A 15,815-nucleotide genomic window follows, 5' to 3' on the forward strand; every position below is an offset into this window, starting at 1 on the left:
TACTTCAGATGGTCCAGTTGCGTAAATGGCGCCCCCTGCTCAAGCTTGACGACAACACCCGCCAGGCGTCCTATCGCAAGATTGCCGAAGGCTTGGTCGCCGCGATTGTCGAAGGGCGCCTGCCGCCTGGGACGTTGCTGCCGGGCACACGGGAAATGGCACAAATGCTCGACGTCAACCGCAAGACGGTGATCCTGGCCTATGAAGAAGCGATGACCAAAGGCTGGCTGATCAGCGAGCCGCGCCGTGGCACATTCGTCAATGCGCAACTGGCGCCAAAGCCCCCGCCCTGTGCGGCGCAACCGTCTTTCGCCCCACTGCTGCTGGACCAGCCGGTGGTACCGTATTTCACCCATAACGCCCAGGTGGTCGCGCTTCAACATCGGCACAGTGCGCTGTTCTTCGACAATGGCACCAGCGACCACCGCTTGCTGCCCCAGGCCGTGTTGCATCGCTACTATCGCCATGCGCTGCGTAACAGCTTCGCCTCCAACACGGTGCGCTACGGCAGTGAGGGCACCGGCTATCAGTTGCGCTGCGCCCTGGCCGAGATGCTGCGCAATAACCGCGGGCTGACAGTGACTGCCGAAAATATTTGCCTGACCCAAGGCACGCAGATGTCCCTGTACCTGAGCGCCAGCCTGCTGATCAAGCCTGGCGACGTGGTACTGGTGGAGCGTTTGAGCTACCCGCCGGCGTGGGAAATTTTCCGCAAGCTCGGCGCGCAGTTGGTCACGGTCGACATCGACGATGAAGGTTGCCGCACCGACCAGGTCGAGCGCTTATGCCGCGAGCACACGGTGCGCCTGATCTACCTCACGCCCCACCACCAATTTCCCACCACCGTGAGCCTGCATGCCGCACGTCGACAACACTTGCTGGCATTGGCCGCGCAACATGACTTTTGCGTGATCGAAGAAGACTACGACCACGAATATCACTTCAGCGGCCGCCCTTACCTGCCGCTGGCCAGTGACCGCGCCCAGCGCCATGTGATCTATATCGGCTCGTTATCCAAGGTGCTGGGCTCGACGTTTCGTTGCAGTTACATCGTGGCCCCCACGCAAGTGATTGAAGCCCTGCAGCGCAATGCCGCACTGATGCTGGGCGATGCCGATGCGGTCGCACAGACCATGCTGGCGGACTTGATCAATCACGGTGAGTTGAAAAAACACCTGCGCCGCGTTTCGAAGGAATACAGGGCGCGCCGCACCGTGCTGCGCGACTGCCTGGACCAGGCATTCGGTGAGCGCATACAGATACGCGAGCCCGAAGGTGGCTTGGCGCTCTGGGTGCGTTTCGAGGATAGCCTGGACGTGGATCGCTTGGTGCACACCGCCTTGGAGCATGGGCTGGTGGTACGCAGCGGTCGTCAGTTTTCACCCAGCGACCAAGCGGAAAACGCACTGCGCCTGGGCTTTGCCTCCCTGGACCGGGATGAGATCCATCACGCAACACAACGGCTGGCGCAGGCTATGAAAGCGATGGATAGGCGCTGAACGCGTGATGGCCCGGTGCGACGGTTCCTTTCCCGCCTACCTAGCCGTTCGGTCAGTTACCGCGCCGCCCCCTTTAACGTACCTTGGCCTCTGAACCTGTCGGAGCACTCGGGATGTCGCTGATCAACGCTGTCGAACGCGCCTGCACACGCCTGGCTCCCACCGGCTGGCGTGATCTGTTGCTGCACCATGGCTTGGACATAACCTCGACAACCCTGCGCGATGAACTCGCCAAACCCCTGCTCATCGATCGTACCCAGCCCGGCTTTGAGGACTTTTCGGCCGATGGCGTACGTGGCGTCGAGCCTGGGCACCCGGCCGCCAGCCTGCTGTTTCATGCATTCGCCTCGCCGAATGTGAACCTCGGAATCAACGCCAGTGCACTCACAGCCTTCCCTACCCCTGCTGAAACCGAACACATCCTTAATTATGTCTACGGTGCCAATCCTCCCAGCATGGAGGTTTTGCGGCTGGCCGCCGGTGATGCAGAGCTGGCGATTGCCGTGTTTGCCTATGAATACCGCCCCCGCCCCGAGACCGTGCATGGGCGCCAGGCCGACCTGTGCTTTTCCCGCACCGGAATCGCCCGGGTCGGTACGGCGCCAGCGCTGTATGACCCGCAACGCAGGGGCTTTTTGCCCTTTGTCGAGGACCAGCCCAATCAAATGCGCGTTATCCCGGCGCGCTACGGCGCGTTCATAGCGGCACGGCATGTGGGTCAGCCCGAGCGGTTCGGCCCGATGAATGCTCAATCCATCGACCATGATCTTGAGTTCTGGGTGCCCTTGCATAAGGTATTCGACGGCGACGAGTGCGTGGCGGGTATGGACCTGAGCGTTCAGTTGGTCAATCACCAGGTCAATGAAAAGATCGGTCAAATCCACAGACGCTTTCGCAATACCGGTTGGCAAGAGCCTGACATTCTCAACGCACCTTTCGTCATTACCGAGGGGTTATGTCATTGGGCGGATATCGATGGCTTTGCACCAGGCTTGCTGGTGCCCAACGCCAAGGAGCGGCTGGTGCAGCTGGCTCACTACCAAGGTCGACCGTTGTCCTTCATGATGCCCCCGGGCACCGGCGGCCTGGTGCATGGGCGCCATCATGTGCGTGACGACGGCTCGATTGAAGACCTGAATCAACGTGAGGATGTCGATGCCATCGTCAAGGCCGGAGGCTACCGAGCCTTACACTATCAGGACGCAATGGCCGATGGCTGGGTGCGCGCACTCTGTCCAGCACTGGAACTGCAGAGCATCGCCGCCTATTCGATTATCGGAGCACCGGATTTTTACCCGTTGTGTGGACAACGGGAACTCAAGCAATGGTCCAGCGACCCGCAGGTTTTTCCTTGTCCCACCCCACCCTGTCCGCAGGTATGGCACACGCGAGTCAACCCACTGTCCGATGTGCGGTTTTTCATCAATCAATCGCTCAGGGGCGGTTATTTTTCCGCTGAAGACCGCGGCGCCACTGCGATCGTCTCGCACCCCCAAACGTCCACGACTCCAAGCCCCGGACATCCGGAGGCCTATGCCCAGCGACAATCCTGGCTGCCGGATTTCGCCAGCGGCGTCTTCGGGCCTGGCTGGGAAGTCGGCCGTGGCTTGGTAGATGCCCCATTCACCAATATGCTGTGTGGCTATCAGTTAGCCAGCCCGTTCACGGAAGATGCACGCATCTGTGCTGCACTGGGTTCGTACTGGCCAGGGGTGGCGCCTGATTCAACCCGTACGTTCGAACCACGCAATGTCTCTGCTACGGTCATCCCGCTGACTGACAACGAAATCGGCCTGCTAGACCAGCCTGCCTGGGATGGGCGTAGCGGCCCCTCACTGATCGAACTGGAGGGGCGCACGCTGGTTCAATACCAGGCTTATGAATACGGCGATTACACCCAGGCCGCGCTGGATGGCCGGATCTCACTGGCCGCGACCGGGCGGACCAGCACCAGGCAGTACCATCAGCGTGTCCTGGGCATGCGCCGCGCCTATCAAGCAGTCGGTGCGGGCTCAGACAGCGAGCAACGAAAACGCTGGCCGCTGCTGTCGTTTTTTCAGGTGCAATTACCGGACGAAGCTTTCGAAGTCGCACAGCAAGAGGCCGGTTTGCGACTGGAAGGCGAGGTGGCGTACTACAGGCTTTACAAACACGGCGCGATCAGCACCCCAGCGCACGACTTCAAACTTCGTCATGTGGAAATAGAGCAAGAGATCGAACTGTATATGAGCCAGGACGCGCTGCTTATCCGCCGGGACGGGGAGCCCTGGCGACACCTCGATGAGTCACTTTGACGTCGTTGTTGTCGGCGGCGGCCCGGCTGGCTGCGCTGCAGCAATCCACTGCGCACAGCGAGGGCTACGGGTAGTCCTGCTGGAGAAGACCAGTTTTCCCAGACACCGGCCGGGAGAAACACTGCACCCTGGCGTTGAGCCGCTGCTGCGCCAACTGGGGATCACCCTCCAGAATTACCACCGCCACACGGGCCATTGGGTTCACTGGGATGGCCCGCCTCGTTTCCAGGCATTCAGCGCAAGTGGCGACGAGCAATGGAGGGGCTTCCAGATTCCGCGAGCGTTACTCGACCAGCAATTACTTGAACAGGCACGCAATCTGGGCGTGCAGATCGTTCATCTCAGACATCCGAGCCGGGTATTGCTGGAGCAAGGTCGTGTTCAAGGCGTCCAGGCGCAAGCAGCACAATGGACCGGGCAATTTGTAGTAGATGCCACTGGGCATCACGCCTGGCTGCAACGCCAATTGAAAATACCCTTGCGCCGTTTTTCACCGCGGTTGGTCGCACGTTACGGCTACTGCGAAGACAGCAACCTGCCGGATGAAAAACTCGGGCTGTTTGCCCACTCAGACGGCTGGCACTGGATTGCCCGCATCAGCCCAACCTGCCTGCACTGGACCCAACTGGCGTTTGCACAAGACGTGCCGCACCGCCTGATACCCAAGGCATTGGAGCCACTGAGGATGATCGGCCGGATTCGCGGAGCAGATGTCTCGTGGCGACTGTGCCGCACGACAGCCGGGAGCGGTTATTTTCTAGTCGGTGACGCCGCTGCGACGCTGGACCCGTGCGCCTCTCACGGCGTGATCAAGGCATTGATATCCGGCATGCAGGCGGCCTCGGCGATTATCGATTGTCGGTCCTGGCCGGCTGGCGAAATGACAGTGCAAGCGGCTTATCAGGCTTGGGTAAAAAAAACCGTCGAGCGAGACGTGCTCGCCCTACGTCGCTTCTATCGAGCCCACCCTTATCCACCTGGCTGGCTATGAGACGACCTCAACGAGCCCCAGCGCCGTAGCCAGTGCAATATGCCTTACATGGATATCCTACGATCAAGCTTTGCTTTGCATAGGCGCTGCGCAGGGCGTTATCCACGATGCCTGCGCAACAAAGGCCAGTTGGACGCGAGTGCTCCGGGCTCATAGTCTCGCCCCCTGACCCGTACCAGGTCGGGGAATTCAAGCAACAATGCGCGATTCCCCCTGCCGATGTGCTCCATCACCGCCAGGGTGATGTTTTCTCGCACCATGCCCGTCGAGACGTAATACATGGCCCAGGCTTGTTCCGGCGTGCAGAGGCCGATCTGCTCTTCAATCTCTTTGTACGCTTTGTAGTCGTCTGACTCCAAATAGCACTGATCACCGCCTTGGCGCATGCTGTTGCCCTCCCCGGCCCATGGGTCAAACGCCCAATAGGCCTACACTCACGTACCGCTCTTGACCTTGGTCCAGACCCGGGTACGAATACGCTCCGCCTTCAACGGCAACGGCTCAAGCGGAACCAGCGTGGCCATAGTCTTTTTATCGGGATAAATCCACGGGTTATCGCGCAACTTCTGCTCGACGAACTGCGTGGCATCTTTATTGGCGTTGGGATAGAGCATGTAGTTGGAAGTCTTGGCAATCACCTGGGGGCGCAGCATGTAATTAATGAACTCCAGCGCGGCCTTGGGGTGCCGAGCGTCTTTGAGCAGTACCCAGTTTTCAGACCAGACCAATGCGCCTTCTCGAGGCAGGCTGTAGGCAATCTTGCGTCCGCTGTTGGATTTTTCATTGATCGCCTGCGCAGCCAGCGCACCATTGGCCCAGCCTACAACTGCGCAAATATTGCCGTCAGCCAAATCGGTGTCGATTCGCGAGGAATCGAAATAGAGCACGTAGGGACGGATTTTCAGCAGCAGGGCCTGGGCCTTCTGGTAATCCTCAGGGTTGGTACTGTTGCTGGGCAGCCCCAGGTAGTGCAAGGCGATCGAAATGATTTCGCTGGGCGAGTCGAGCATGGCCACGCCACAGGCCTTGAGCTTGCTGATATTTTCTTCTTTGAAGATCAGATCCCAGCTGTCCACCGGGGCGTTATCACCCAGGGCGGCCTTGACCTTGTCCACATCGTAGCCAATGCCGGTGGTGCCCCAGACGTAGGGTACGGCGTAGCGATTACCAGGGTCATTGACCGCCAGCAGAGACAGGATACCGGGATCGATATGCGACAGATTACTCAGTTGCGAGCGGTCCAGCTCTTGCAACACCCCCGCCTTGATCAGGCCGGGCAGCACATTGGAAGTAGCCACCACCAGATCATAACCGGTGCGCCCGGCCATGACTTTGCTCTGCATGGTTTCGGCGCTGTCGAAGGCATCCATATGCAGCTTGATGCCGCTTTCCTGCTGGAACTCCTTCGGGGTTTGCGGCTCGAGAAACCCGAACCAGTTATACAGATACACCGAAGATTGCGCGGCGCTGGCCGGCGTGCTGATGGCGGCGCCAAGCAGCGAGGCTAAAAAAATAGCTCGCAAGTGTGATCGACTCATATGACTATCCCTGTTACCCGAAGCGCCTTCATGGCTATCGTAAGCTCGGGGTGAATATACCGGGCGTTGTCGAATAGTAAATACCTACAAGTACTTAGCCCTGGCCTGCAAATCCCTAACCCTAAAGGGGTAGAACATGTCGCTTGACCTTCACAACCTGGCTTGGCATCGATCGGTTGGAAAACTGATCATGCAGCTTGATCGACCAGAGTTCTGGAGCTCATTGATTCGCGTATTGAATGAATATGTGCAGATAGACAACTGGGTTGTGCTGGTTTTCAGCGATCACGCCGTGCGGGTGATCAGCCTGCCGGAGGTGGCAGACAGCGAAGAAGTGGATGCCTTTATTCATCGGTATGTGAAAGGTCTTTACCTGCTGGACCCGTTTTATATCGCTAATCGGGAAAACCCGCAGAGCGGGTTCTTCCATCTGCTCGATATTGCGCCGGAACACTTTCTTGAAACCGAGTACTACCAGCAATATTTCGCGCAATACATCTCGGTCGATGAGGCGCAGTACAACGTGCAACTCGATGCCGACAGAACCTTGTGCATGTCGTTTGGCAGTAACGTGCGCTTCACCCAGGCGCAAGTCACGCTACTGGACATGATCAAGCCATGGGTGACGGCAATGATGCATCAACGCATGTGCTTTGAAATTGACCCGCAAAAGAACTTCGCCGAACCGGCTCCATGGACTGAGGCGCTGACCCAGTTGGACACACAAATAACAGCACGCGAGAAAGACGTGCTGAAGTTGCTGCTCAGCGGTTTTTCCAACAAGGAAATCGCCGGGAAGCTGGCGCTGTCGACTGAAACCATCAAAGTTCACCGCCGCAACCTCTACAGCAAGCTCAATATCAAATCGCAGTCCGAACTGTTTGCCCGATTTTTTATGCCAAGGCCGCAAGCCCATGCGGCCGTTTGAACGCGGCAAAACCGTATCTGGCCAAATTCAGCACAAACAAAAACGCCGATCATTTCTGATCGGCGTTTTCGTTGAATATGGAGCGGGAAACGAGACTCGAACTCGCGACCCCGACCTTGGCAAGGTCGTGCTCTACCAACTGAGCTATTCCCGCAAATGGCGTCCCCTAGGGGACTCGAACCCCTGTTACCGCCGTGAAAGGGCGGTGTCCTAGGCCACTAGACGAAGGGGACACGCTACTGAAACACATGGTGTGTATTTCAGTGCCCAGAGGCCTCGTCCGAAGACTTGGTCCTGGTTTCACTCAATGCCGCCCGAGGGCCACACTGCTTGTAAATTGGAGCGGGAAACGAGACTCGAACTCGCGACCCCGACCTTGGCAAGGTCGTGCTCTACCAACTGAGCTATTCCCGCATATGGCGTCCCCTAGGGGACTCGAACCCCTGTTACCGCCGTGAAAGGGCGGTGTCCTAGGCCACTAGACGAAGGGGACACACGTACAACATTCACTCCCTACCGCGTTTCGCTGTGTGCTTTACGCTGTAAGTGGCGCGCATTCTATGGATGGATTGAAAGGTCGTCAACCCCCAAGGATAAATTTATTTAAATCAATGACTTCGCCATGGTTTGCCGGCCCGTGCGGGCATTGTCGCCGCTGGAGCCTTGGCGCCTATATTCTGGCGTTCAACAAGGCGTTATAGTCTGCCTGGGCAAATGATGGCAATGTGCACCCATTCGGAAGCGCTTACCTATATAGAAGAAACTACCCGGGCAACTGGTCGATCGGTCCTATCCGCCGGGTGCCCCAGTCACTACACTCCACAGCAAACCCTATAAAGAGGTCACACCGGTGACACCACTCATGATCACCCTGCTGGTAATAGCCGGGATCGTAATACTGATCGCCATTGGCTACATGAACCACGTGGTGGAAAACAACAAGCTGGAAAAGAAGCGTACCGAGATCGAGCTTAACGATCGGCTGCGTCGCTGCGGTGAAATCACCGAGACTTTCCCCGGCCAACTGATGACCCCGGCGCTCAAACTGTTGCTGGCTCGCCTGGAACTGAACGTCAACCAGCGCCTGTTGAACCTCAATAAGTCCAGCGCGCCAATCAAGGCACGTATCAGCGAGCTGAATGCGTTGATCGCCCAGGGCGAATCGATTCCGGTGGCCAACCCACCTGCGCCGATCCAGACCGAAGCCAAGGCCAAGGACGTGCGCTTTTTGCTCGAAGCCCTGCACGGCCAAGTCACCCGCGCAGCCCAAGACGGTTTCCTGCCAACCAATGAAGCCAAGCACTGGATCAAGGAAATCCGCCATATCCTGGTACTGCTGCATATCGAGTTCTTCAACAACCTCGGCCAACATGCCCTGCTGCAAGGCCAGCCCGGCCAGGCGCGCCTGGCGTTCGAACGCGGCGTGCAGTACTTGCGCAAACAACCGGAACCGGTGCTCTACAGCGCACAGTTGCAACTGCTGGAGTCACAACTGGCCCGCGCCAACTCCACGGTGCTGACCAACAGCCAACCGGCAGAAGACGAAGTCAACGAGCTGACCGAAGGTTTGAAGGTCGTCGATGCCGACGCCGAGTGGAAAAAGAAAGCTATCTACGACTGACAGCCCAGTCAATAACGTGGGAGGGGTGCCAGTTGGATGGCACCCTCACACCATATGCCATCACTTTGCATCTATCCCCCCGCCCCCGACTAGCGTAAAAAAGTGCCCCTCACTCCGTGAAGTTAGAGGCCTGCTATGCCTGTTGCCGTGATTGATGGACAACCGCTGCATTACCTCGACCAGGGCAGCGGCCCGGTCGTATTGCTTGGTTCAAGTTACCTGTGGGCTCGCGACATGTGGACGCCGCAGATTGAAGCGCTGTCCCAGCAATACCGTGTAATAGTCCCCGAGCTGTGGGGCCATGGCGAGTCGGGCCCGATGCCCACGCAAACCCGGTCCCTGGATGATCTGGCTCGCCAGGCCCTGGCGCTGCTGGATCACCTGGACGTCGAGCAGATCAACCTGGTGGGCCTGTCGGTCGGTGGCATGTGGGGCGCGCGCCTGGCACTACTGGCGCCCGAGCGCATCAACAGCGTGGTGCTGATGGACACCTACCTCGGCGCCGAACCTGAAGCGACTCGCCAGTATTATTTCTCGCTGTTCAAGATGATCGAAGACGCCGGCGCCATCCCCGAGCCGCTACTGGATGTGATCGCACCGATCTTCTTTCGCCCGAACATCGACCGTGAATCGGCGCTGTATCAGGACTTTCGCAAATCCCTGCAGGGATTCCCCCGCGAACGCCTGCTCGATAGCATCGTACCGCTGGGCCGCCTGATCTTCAGCCGTGAAGATATCCTGGAGCAATTGCCGCGTCTGGACGCCGACACCACCCTGATATTGTGCGGCGAGCAAGACCCCCCCCGCCCACCTGCCGAATCCGAGGAAATGGCCGGACTGATTGGTTGCGACCTGATCCTGATCCCCGAGGCCGGGCATATCTCAAGCCGCGAAAACCCGGACTTCGTCAACGAAGCACTGCTGACCTTCCTCGCCAACAACGCCTGACCCCCTTCGCCTTGCTCGCCGCACCCCAGCGGCGATCACAGGCGGAAATGCCCCACCATCCCCTGGAGTTCCACGCCCAACTGCGCCAGCTGGACGCTTGATGCTGCATTGCCTTGCATACTCAGCGCAGAATGATCGGCACTTGCCCGAATACTGGTGACGCTGCGGTTGATCTCTTCGGCCACCGAGCTTTGTTCCTCGGCGGCGGCGGCGATCTGTTGGTTCATTTGCTGGATCAGTGACACGGCGGCCGCAATGCTGCCCAAGGCACTTTCGGTTTGCAGGGCATCACCGACCGCCAGTTTCACCAGTTCGCCACTTTGCTGGATCTGCTGCACCGACGACTGCGCCGCACTGCGCAAGGTGCTGACCAGCCGTTCGATCTCCTCGGTCGATTGCTGGGTGCGCTTGGCCAGGGCCCGTACCTCGTCGGCCACCACGGCAAAGCCACGCCCCTGCTCACCGGCACGCGCCGCTTCGATGGCGGCGTTCAAGGCCAGCAGATTAGTCTGCTCGGCCACGCTATTGATCACGCTCAGCACGGCGCCAATGTTCTGGATCTCTGCGCTGAGGCTTTCGATACTCGCGCTGGCACTGTTGCTTGACGTGGCCAGCAATTCGATACGCTGCAAGCTCATGCGCACCACCTGCTGGCCGCTGTCGACCTTGGCATCCGCCGTCTGTGCAGCTTGCGCCGCTTGCTCGGCATTGCGCGCCACATCGTGCACCGTGGCGGTCATCTGGTTCATCGCCGTGGCAACCTGTTCGGTTTCTTCCTTCTGACTGTTGACCTCGTGGTTGGTCTGTTCGGTAACGCTGGACAGCGAATGCGCGGAACTGGCCAATTGTTCAATGCCGGCCTGCAACCCGCTGACCATCTGGCTCAAACCGCTGCTCATCTGCTGCATGGCTTGCATCAATTGGCCAATTTCATCGCGGCGGCTGACCTCCATGCGCCCGCTCAGGTCACCCGAGGCAATCTGCTGGGCCACGGCGATCACGCTGCGCAACGGCGCAACGATCAAACGGGTAATCAGCCAAGCAGCAATCAAGCCCACCAGCAACGCCAAGGCCGAGGAAGCGATGATCAGCAGCGTGCTGCGCTGCAACTGCGCCTGCATGGACTGATCTTCAGCGGCGTACGCCTGATTGACCTGGCTGACCACTTGCTCGGCGCGATCATGCAGTTGCGTATAGACCAGCTTTTCCTGGGCCAGCAGCCCGGTGTACTCGCCGAGCTTTTCACTGAATGACGCGATATGCCCGCTGACTTCGTTGAGTACGGTCTGGTAGCCCGCGTCCTTGACGCTGGTTTTCAGCTTTTCGACCTCGGCCAGGGCCTGGTCGGCCTGCTCGATCTTGCCCTGTGCGCCGTCGTCTGTTTCAGCCTTGCGGCTCTGATCCAGGCGCACTCGCGCTTCGTTCATGGCTTGCAGCATCAGGCGCGACACCTGGCTGACCTGCCCCGCCTGCTCGATAAACTCGGCGCCCTCCTTGCCCTGGCTTTCCTTGAGGCCATAAGCGCCGTCGTCGGCGAGGCCGGCTTGCAACACGTCCAGGTTATTGGCCACGCTGGACACCGACCAACTGGCCATTTCCAGCGCCAGATCCTTGGCCTGGGTCAAGTCGACGAACTCGTCAAACGCCTTGCGATAGGCAATCAAAGCTTGCTCGACATCACTCATCACTCGCTCGTTGACGGCGGACCGGGCCTTGAGGCTGATGGCCTGGGCCAGCAATGCGTCAACACTGTTATGCAGGGCGTCAACAGCCTTGGGGTCGGCGTGCAGCGCGTAGTTCTGCTCGATCAGGCGCACCTTGAGCAGCTCGCTATTGAGCGAAGACATCTGCTTGAGGCCATCAAAGCGCTGACCGACGGTGTGCAGGGCCCCTACACCGATCGCCGCTACCAGGGCCGTCAGAAGGAGTACCAAGGTAAAACCCAAGCCCAGTTTTTTTGCCATGCCAAGGTTGGCGAATCGTCGTTGCACGCCCCAAATCATTGCACTTGATCCTCTTGCAATGGCAGATGCCATAAACCAGGTTTACAAGCAGTCAGAGTGGCAACCCCGAGGCCCCGAGCACAAGCCGCTGGCGTCGCAATAATGGCAAAAAGCTACATGCCCGTCGTTTTCAGAATGGTCGAGGTCGATCTGGTCGGCCCCATGGCACGGAACAACGCCAGTGCGCGCTGATCCCCTGCATAGGCCACATTGATGCGTAGCCAGTCGCTACGCTCCCCGGTGGGGCTGAACAGCGCGCCGGGCGACAGCAGCACGCCGAGCCGCCGTGCACAGGCCTGCAGCCGCGATGGGTCCGGGATGCCCGGTCGCGCCCACAGGAACATGCCCCCTGCGGGAACGGCAAAGACCTGCCACTCTTCATCCTCCAGCACCTGTAAAGTCGCAGCCATCTGCGCATTCAGGTGCTTGCGCAGGCGCTGCACCCACTTACGGTAAGTGCCGTTGCTCAACAAGGTTGCCACCATGGCTTCGGCAAAGCGCGAGGTGCCGAGCCCCGTCAGGGTCTTGAGGTGAGCCAATTGCGCAATGAGCGTGGCACTGGCGCAGAGGTAACCCACGCGCAGGGCGCTGCTCAGGGTCTTGGAAAAACTCGACACATAGATCACCCGGTCATTGTGGTCCAGCGCCGACAAGCGCGTGCAACTGGCATGTTGCAGGTCGCCGTAGACATCCTCTTCGATGATCAGGAAATCCCGCTCTCGCGCCAGTTCCAACAACCGCTGCGCCACCGAGCGGCACAGGCTGGTGCCGGTGGGATTGTGATAAAGGCTATTGATGAACAGGCACTTGGGCCGATGGGTTTGCAGCAATATCTCCAAGGCTGGGATATCCGGGCCGCCACGGGCGCGCGGAACCTCCAGCAGCGTGACACCCTGCAACGCCAACTGGCGATAGAGGTTGCCATACCCGGGTGTTTCCACCACAACCTCATCACCAGCCTTGAGCAAGGTACGTATCAGCAAGTCCTGGGCATGGCTGACGCCATGGGTGGTGAGAATACAGTCCAGGCGGGTGGCTATGTGAATCTGGGTCAGACGCTTGAGCAGTTGTTCGCGCAGCACCGGCAGCCCCAAGGGCGTACTGTAATTGAACAAGGCCCCGGTATCGGTACGACTGAGTTCGCGGATCGCATAGCTGATGTCATCGCTTTCGCGCCAGGCGTCCGGCAGCCAGCCGCATCCCAGCTTCAGCTCGCCCAGCGGGCTATCGGTAAAAGCGCCCCACAGTTGCTCCGCGCCTTCGTACCAGTGGCGTTCCTGGTCAGTGGCGGGTTGCGCCACCACAAAACCCGAGCCGTGCTTCGGAGCCAACAGGCCCTGGGCCACCAACCGCTCGAACGCCTCGATCACGCTGGACTGGCTCAGCAGGTTGTCGAGGGCCAGTTGCCGAATGGACGGCAAGCGCGTTCCAGGGCTCACTCCTTCCTTGCGAATCCAATGGGCCACCGCGCTGACGATTTGCTGAACAACCGGTACCAGGGCTTGTCGATCGATCCCTAAATCCATGAGCCACTCACTTCAACTGTTTGTTAACCCAAAACAGTTAAGCACAGAAGCCCGCCAAAACTTGCTGCCAACTTTTATTAAAGTATTGATTTTATTGGATTATTTACCTACTGATACATATTCGAACACGGCCCACTGCCCCCTATGGAAACGCCCCACAGCACCTCGCCCTATTTTCGAATGCCGTGCGACTTGCCGTCCTAGATCGCCGTCGCGCCGCCATCCACCGCCAGTGACTGGCCGGTGGTAAAGGCGGCACCATCACTGCACAGGTACAATACGGCGCTGGCGACTTCCTCAACCTTGCCGATGCGCCCGACCGGATGCATGGCCGCCGCGAATTCGGCTTTGCGCGGGTCGGCCTCGTAGGCGCGGCGAAACATGTCGGTATCGATCACGGCAGGGCAGACCGCGTTCACGCGGATCTTCTTTTTCGCATACTCAATGGCTGCCGACTTGGTCAGGCCGATCACTGCGTGTTTGGACGCCGCATAGATGCTCATCTTCGGCGCCGCCCCCAGCCCGGCCACCGATGCCGTGTTGACGATTGCTCCGCCGCCCTGGGCCAACAACAGCGGCAACTGATACTTCATGCACAACCAGACGCCTTTGACGTTAACCCCCATGATGGCATCGAACTCATCCAGGCTGCCGTCGGCCAGCTTGCCTTTCTCGATCTCAATCCCGGCGTTGTTGAAGGCATAGTCCAGTCGTCCATAGATGGCGACCGTCTGCGCCATCAATTGCTGTACGTCCGTTTCGAGCGTGACGTTGCAACGCACAAACACCCCTTCGCCGCCGGCCTGGCGGATCAGCGCAACAGTCCCCTCGCCCCCCGCCACGTCGAGGTCGGCAACGACCACCTTCAAGCCTTCGGCCGCGAACGCCAGCGCAGTGGCGCGACCAATACCCGCGGCGGCGCCGGTTACCAGGGCGACCTGGCCAGAAAATGTCATGCTCATGGGAACTGTCCTATGGGAGTGGTAACGGTGGCGCGAGTCTAGCCAACACAGGGATCAGCGCGTCAGCACTATCAGACGGCGGGTTAGCGCTGCATGAATCGCAGTGATAAGTCTACCCGGATGGTTATCAGCGATGCCTATCGACGGGCATTCGCCTCCCGCAGACAACCTTGCCCTGGCGTCACTGAAGGGCTATCACTCATGATTCATTTCCAAAGAGTCCTTGCCATGACCGCCCAGACCAACCGCCAATTCCTGCTCGCCAAACGCCCGGTCGGTGCGGCCACGCGAGAGACCTTCACCTACCAGGAAGTGCCGGTGGGCACGCCTGCCGACGGTCAGGTCCTGGTACGCAATGAATACCTGTCCCTCGACCCGGCCATGCGTGGCTGGATGAATGAGGGCAAGTCCTACATCCCGCCGGTCGGCATCGGCGAAGTGATGCGGGCGCTGGGCGTCGGCAAGGTGATTGCCTCGAACCATCCGAACTTCGCGGTGGGGGACTACGTGAATGGCGCCCTGGGCGTGCAGGATTACTTCCTCGGCGAGCCCCGTGGTTTCTACAAGGTCGACCCCAAGCTTGCGCCCCTGCCCCGTTACCTGTCTGCCCTGGGCATGACCGGCATGACGGCTTACTTCGCCCTGCTGGAGACCGGTGCGCCGAAAGCCGGTGACACCGTGGTCATTTCCGGCGCCGCGGGTGCCGTGGGCAGCATCGCCGGGCAGATCGCCAAGATCAAAGGCTGCCGCGTGGTGGGGATTGCCGGCGGTGCCGACAAGTGCAAGTTCCTGCTCGATGAGCTGGGCTTTGACGCCGCCATCGACTACAAAAGCGAAGACGTACCCGCCGCCCTCAAACGCGAGTGCCCCAAAGGCGTGGACGTATATTTCGATAACGTCGGCGGCGATATTCTCGACGCCGTGCTCAGCCGCCTGGCACTCAAAGCCCGCGTGGTGATTTGCGGCGCGATCAGCCAATACAACAACAAGGAAGCCGTCAAAGGTCCGGCCAACTACTTGTCGTTGCTGGTCAACCGTGCGCGCATGGAAGGGTTTGTGGTGATGGACCACGCGGCGAACTTCGCGGCGGCCGGGCAGGAAATGGCCGGCTGGATGGCCCAGGGCAAGCTCAAGAGCAAGGAAGATATTGTCGAGGGGCTGGAGACCTTCCCGGAAACGCTGATGAAGCTGTTCAGCGGCGAGAACTTCGGGAAGTTGATACTGAAAGTCAGCTGACACACGGCAGATCTAAATGTGGGAGGGGGCTTGCCCTAGGCTTTTGTAGGAGTGAGCTTGCTCGCGAAAAACTCACAGACACCGCGTTCATTCAGACAACACGCGTTATCGTCGACGTTTTTCGCGAGCAAGCTCGCTCCTACAGAGGGCGATGTACGCTTGACTGACTGGCATTAGGGCTTGCCCACGATGACCATGCTGACTCGCTGCTTGCTCTTGCTTTTGCTCTTGCTCTTGCTCTTGCTCTTGCTCTTGCTCTTGCTCTGCTT

General features: G+C 59.3%; 12 protein-coding genes, 4 tRNA genes and 1 pseudogene. 7 read left to right on the forward strand and 10 right to left on the reverse strand.

The window, feature by feature from the left end; genetic code table 11:
* The first annotated feature begins 8 nt into the window (after nt 1-8).
* From pdxR to FW800_RS21600, 3 genes are all read left to right on the forward strand, one after another.
* Nucleotides 9-1,499, forward strand: a complete 1,491-nt coding sequence (gene pdxR, locus FW800_RS21590) for a MocR-like pyridoxine biosynthesis transcription factor PdxR (protein ID WP_446438431.1) — start codon at nt 9-11, stop codon at nt 1,497-1,499.
* A gap of 113 nt (nt 1,500-1,612) precedes the next feature.
* On the forward strand, nt 1,613-3,793 hold the full coding sequence (locus tag FW800_RS21595) for a hypothetical protein (RefSeq protein ID WP_446438432.1): 2,181 nt from the start codon (nt 1,613-1,615) through the stop codon (nt 3,791-3,793).
* Entirely contained in the window at nt 3,780-4,784 is a 1,005-nt protein-coding gene (locus FW800_RS21600) for an NAD(P)/FAD-dependent oxidoreductase (RefSeq protein ID WP_248129107.1), read from the forward strand. The genes FW800_RS21595 and FW800_RS21600 overlap by 14 nt, the downstream gene beginning before the upstream one ends.
* Before the next feature lie 98 nt (nt 4,785-4,882).
* Here the strand turns inward: FW800_RS21600 and FW800_RS21605 are convergent, their stop codons facing one another.
* Both FW800_RS21605 and FW800_RS21610 read right to left on the reverse strand, forming a co-directional pair.
* Nucleotides 4,883-5,170: a hypothetical protein gene (locus FW800_RS21605; protein ID WP_005786654.1), complete on the reverse strand. Its 288-nt coding sequence runs from the start codon at nt 5,168-5,170 to the stop codon at nt 4,883-4,885.
* Nucleotides 5,171-5,218: 48 nt separating this feature from the next.
* Nucleotides 5,219-6,322: a polyamine ABC transporter substrate-binding protein gene (locus FW800_RS21610; RefSeq protein WP_446438433.1), complete on the reverse strand. Its 1,104-nt coding sequence runs from the start codon at nt 6,320-6,322 to the stop codon at nt 5,219-5,221.
* A 136-nt stretch (nt 6,323-6,458) separates the two neighbouring features.
* On the opposite strand from FW800_RS21610, the gene FW800_RS21615 reads away from it, so the two are divergent.
* On the forward strand, nt 6,459-7,250 hold the full coding sequence (locus FW800_RS21615) for a response regulator transcription factor (RefSeq protein ID WP_446438434.1): 792 nt from the start codon (nt 6,459-6,461) through the stop codon (nt 7,248-7,250).
* Between the two features lie 78 nt (nt 7,251-7,328).
* Here the strand turns inward: FW800_RS21615 and FW800_RS21620 are convergent.
* The 4 genes from FW800_RS21620 to FW800_RS21635 all read right to left on the reverse strand — a co-directional run bounded on the left by FW800_RS21620 (nt 7,329) and on the right by FW800_RS21635 (nt 7,743).
* A tRNA-Gly gene (locus FW800_RS21620) sits at nt 7,329-7,404 on the reverse strand.
* 3 nt (nt 7,405-7,407) lie between these two features.
* A tRNA-Glu gene (locus tag FW800_RS21625) sits at nt 7,408-7,483 on the reverse strand.
* Between the two features lie 105 nt (nt 7,484-7,588).
* A tRNA-Gly gene (locus FW800_RS21630) sits at nt 7,589-7,664 on the reverse strand.
* 3 nt (nt 7,665-7,667) lie between these two features.
* Nucleotides 7,668-7,743 (reverse strand) — tRNA-Glu (locus tag FW800_RS21635).
* A 369-nt stretch (nt 7,744-8,112) separates the two neighbouring features.
* Between FW800_RS21635 and FW800_RS21640 the strand changes: the two genes are divergently transcribed.
* Together FW800_RS21640 and FW800_RS21645 are read left to right on the forward strand one after the other, a co-directional pair.
* Complete coding sequence (locus FW800_RS21640; RefSeq protein WP_005786648.1) at nt 8,113-8,871, forward strand: hypothetical protein; 759 nt, start codon at nt 8,113-8,115, stop codon at nt 8,869-8,871.
* Nucleotides 8,872-9,006: 135 nt separating this feature from the next.
* Nucleotides 9,007-9,819, forward strand: a complete 813-nt coding sequence (locus tag FW800_RS21645; protein WP_446438435.1) for an alpha/beta fold hydrolase — start codon at nt 9,007-9,009, stop codon at nt 9,817-9,819.
* Nucleotides 9,820-9,854: 35 nt separating this feature from the next.
* Here FW800_RS21645 and FW800_RS21650 read toward each other — a convergent pair whose 3' ends face one another.
* The 4 genes and pseudogenes from FW800_RS21650 to FW800_RS21665 all read right to left on the reverse strand — a co-directional run bounded on the left by FW800_RS21650 (nt 9,855) and on the right by FW800_RS21665 (nt 14,310).
* Nucleotides 9,855-10,772, reverse strand: a complete 918-nt coding sequence (locus tag FW800_RS21650; protein WP_442961457.1) for a methyl-accepting chemotaxis protein — start codon at nt 10,770-10,772, stop codon at nt 9,855-9,857.
* Nucleotides 10,761-11,855, reverse strand: a pseudogene (locus tag FW800_RS21655) (HAMP domain-containing protein); the annotation flags it as partial. The gene FW800_RS21650 and the pseudogene FW800_RS21655, both read right to left, overlap by 12 nt.
* Before the next feature lie 80 nt (nt 11,856-11,935).
* Nucleotides 11,936-13,348: an aminotransferase-like domain-containing protein gene (locus FW800_RS21660; RefSeq protein ID WP_032877072.1), complete on the reverse strand. Its 1,413-nt coding sequence runs from the start codon at nt 13,346-13,348 to the stop codon at nt 11,936-11,938.
* A gap of 200 nt (nt 13,349-13,548) precedes the next feature.
* Complete coding sequence (locus tag FW800_RS21665; protein WP_032877073.1) at nt 13,549-14,310, reverse strand: SDR family oxidoreductase; 762 nt, start codon at nt 14,308-14,310, stop codon at nt 13,549-13,551.
* A gap of 228 nt (nt 14,311-14,538) precedes the next feature.
* Here FW800_RS21665 and FW800_RS21670 point away from each other — a divergent pair, with 228 nt between their 5' ends.
* Entirely contained in the window at nt 14,539-15,546 is a 1,008-nt protein-coding gene (locus FW800_RS21670) for an NADP-dependent oxidoreductase (RefSeq protein ID WP_248132379.1), read from the forward strand.
* The last annotated feature ends 269 nt before the right edge of the window (nt 15,547-15,815 follow it).

The sequence above is a fragment of the Pseudomonas sp. 910_23 genome (assembly GCF_052850795.1).

What these genes read in the sequence shown, in the direction of transcription:
- FW800_RS21665 (WP_032877073.1), bottom strand. Translation starts at nt 14,310, where the DNA reads ATGAGCATGACATTTTCTGGCCAGGTCGCCCTGGTAACCGGCGCCGCC.
- FW800_RS21660 (WP_032877072.1), bottom strand. Translation starts at nt 13,348, where the DNA reads ATGGATTTAGGGATCGATCGACAAGCCCTGGTACCGGTTGTTCAGCAA.
- FW800_RS21670 (WP_248132379.1), top strand. Translation starts at nt 14,539, where the DNA reads ATGACCGCCCAGACCAACCGCCAATTCCTGCTCGCCAAACGCCCGGTC.
- FW800_RS21600 (WP_248129107.1), top strand. Translation starts at nt 3,780, where the DNA reads ATGAGTCACTTTGACGTCGTTGTTGTCGGCGGCGGCCCGGCTGGCTGC.
- FW800_RS21650 (WP_442961457.1), bottom strand. Translation starts at nt 10,772, where the DNA reads ATGGAGGTCAGCCGCCGCGATGAAATTGGCCAATTGATGCAAGCCATG.
- FW800_RS21645 (WP_446438435.1), top strand. Translation starts at nt 9,007, where the DNA reads ATGCCTGTTGCCGTGATTGATGGACAACCGCTGCATTACCTCGACCAG.
- FW800_RS21610 (WP_446438433.1), bottom strand. Translation starts at nt 6,322, where the DNA reads ATGAGTCGATCACACTTGCGAGCTATTTTTTTAGCCTCGCTGCTTGGC.
- FW800_RS21640 (WP_005786648.1), top strand. Translation starts at nt 8,113, where the DNA reads ATGATCACCCTGCTGGTAATAGCCGGGATCGTAATACTGATCGCCATT.
- pdxR (WP_446438431.1), top strand. Translation starts at nt 9, where the DNA reads ATGGTCCAGTTGCGTAAATGGCGCCCCCTGCTCAAGCTTGACGACAAC.
- FW800_RS21595 (WP_446438432.1), top strand. Translation starts at nt 1,613, where the DNA reads ATGTCGCTGATCAACGCTGTCGAACGCGCCTGCACACGCCTGGCTCCC.
- FW800_RS21615 (WP_446438434.1), top strand. Translation starts at nt 6,459, where the DNA reads ATGTCGCTTGACCTTCACAACCTGGCTTGGCATCGATCGGTTGGAAAA.
- FW800_RS21605 (WP_005786654.1), bottom strand. Translation starts at nt 5,170, where the DNA reads ATGCGCCAAGGCGGTGATCAGTGCTATTTGGAGTCAGACGACTACAAA.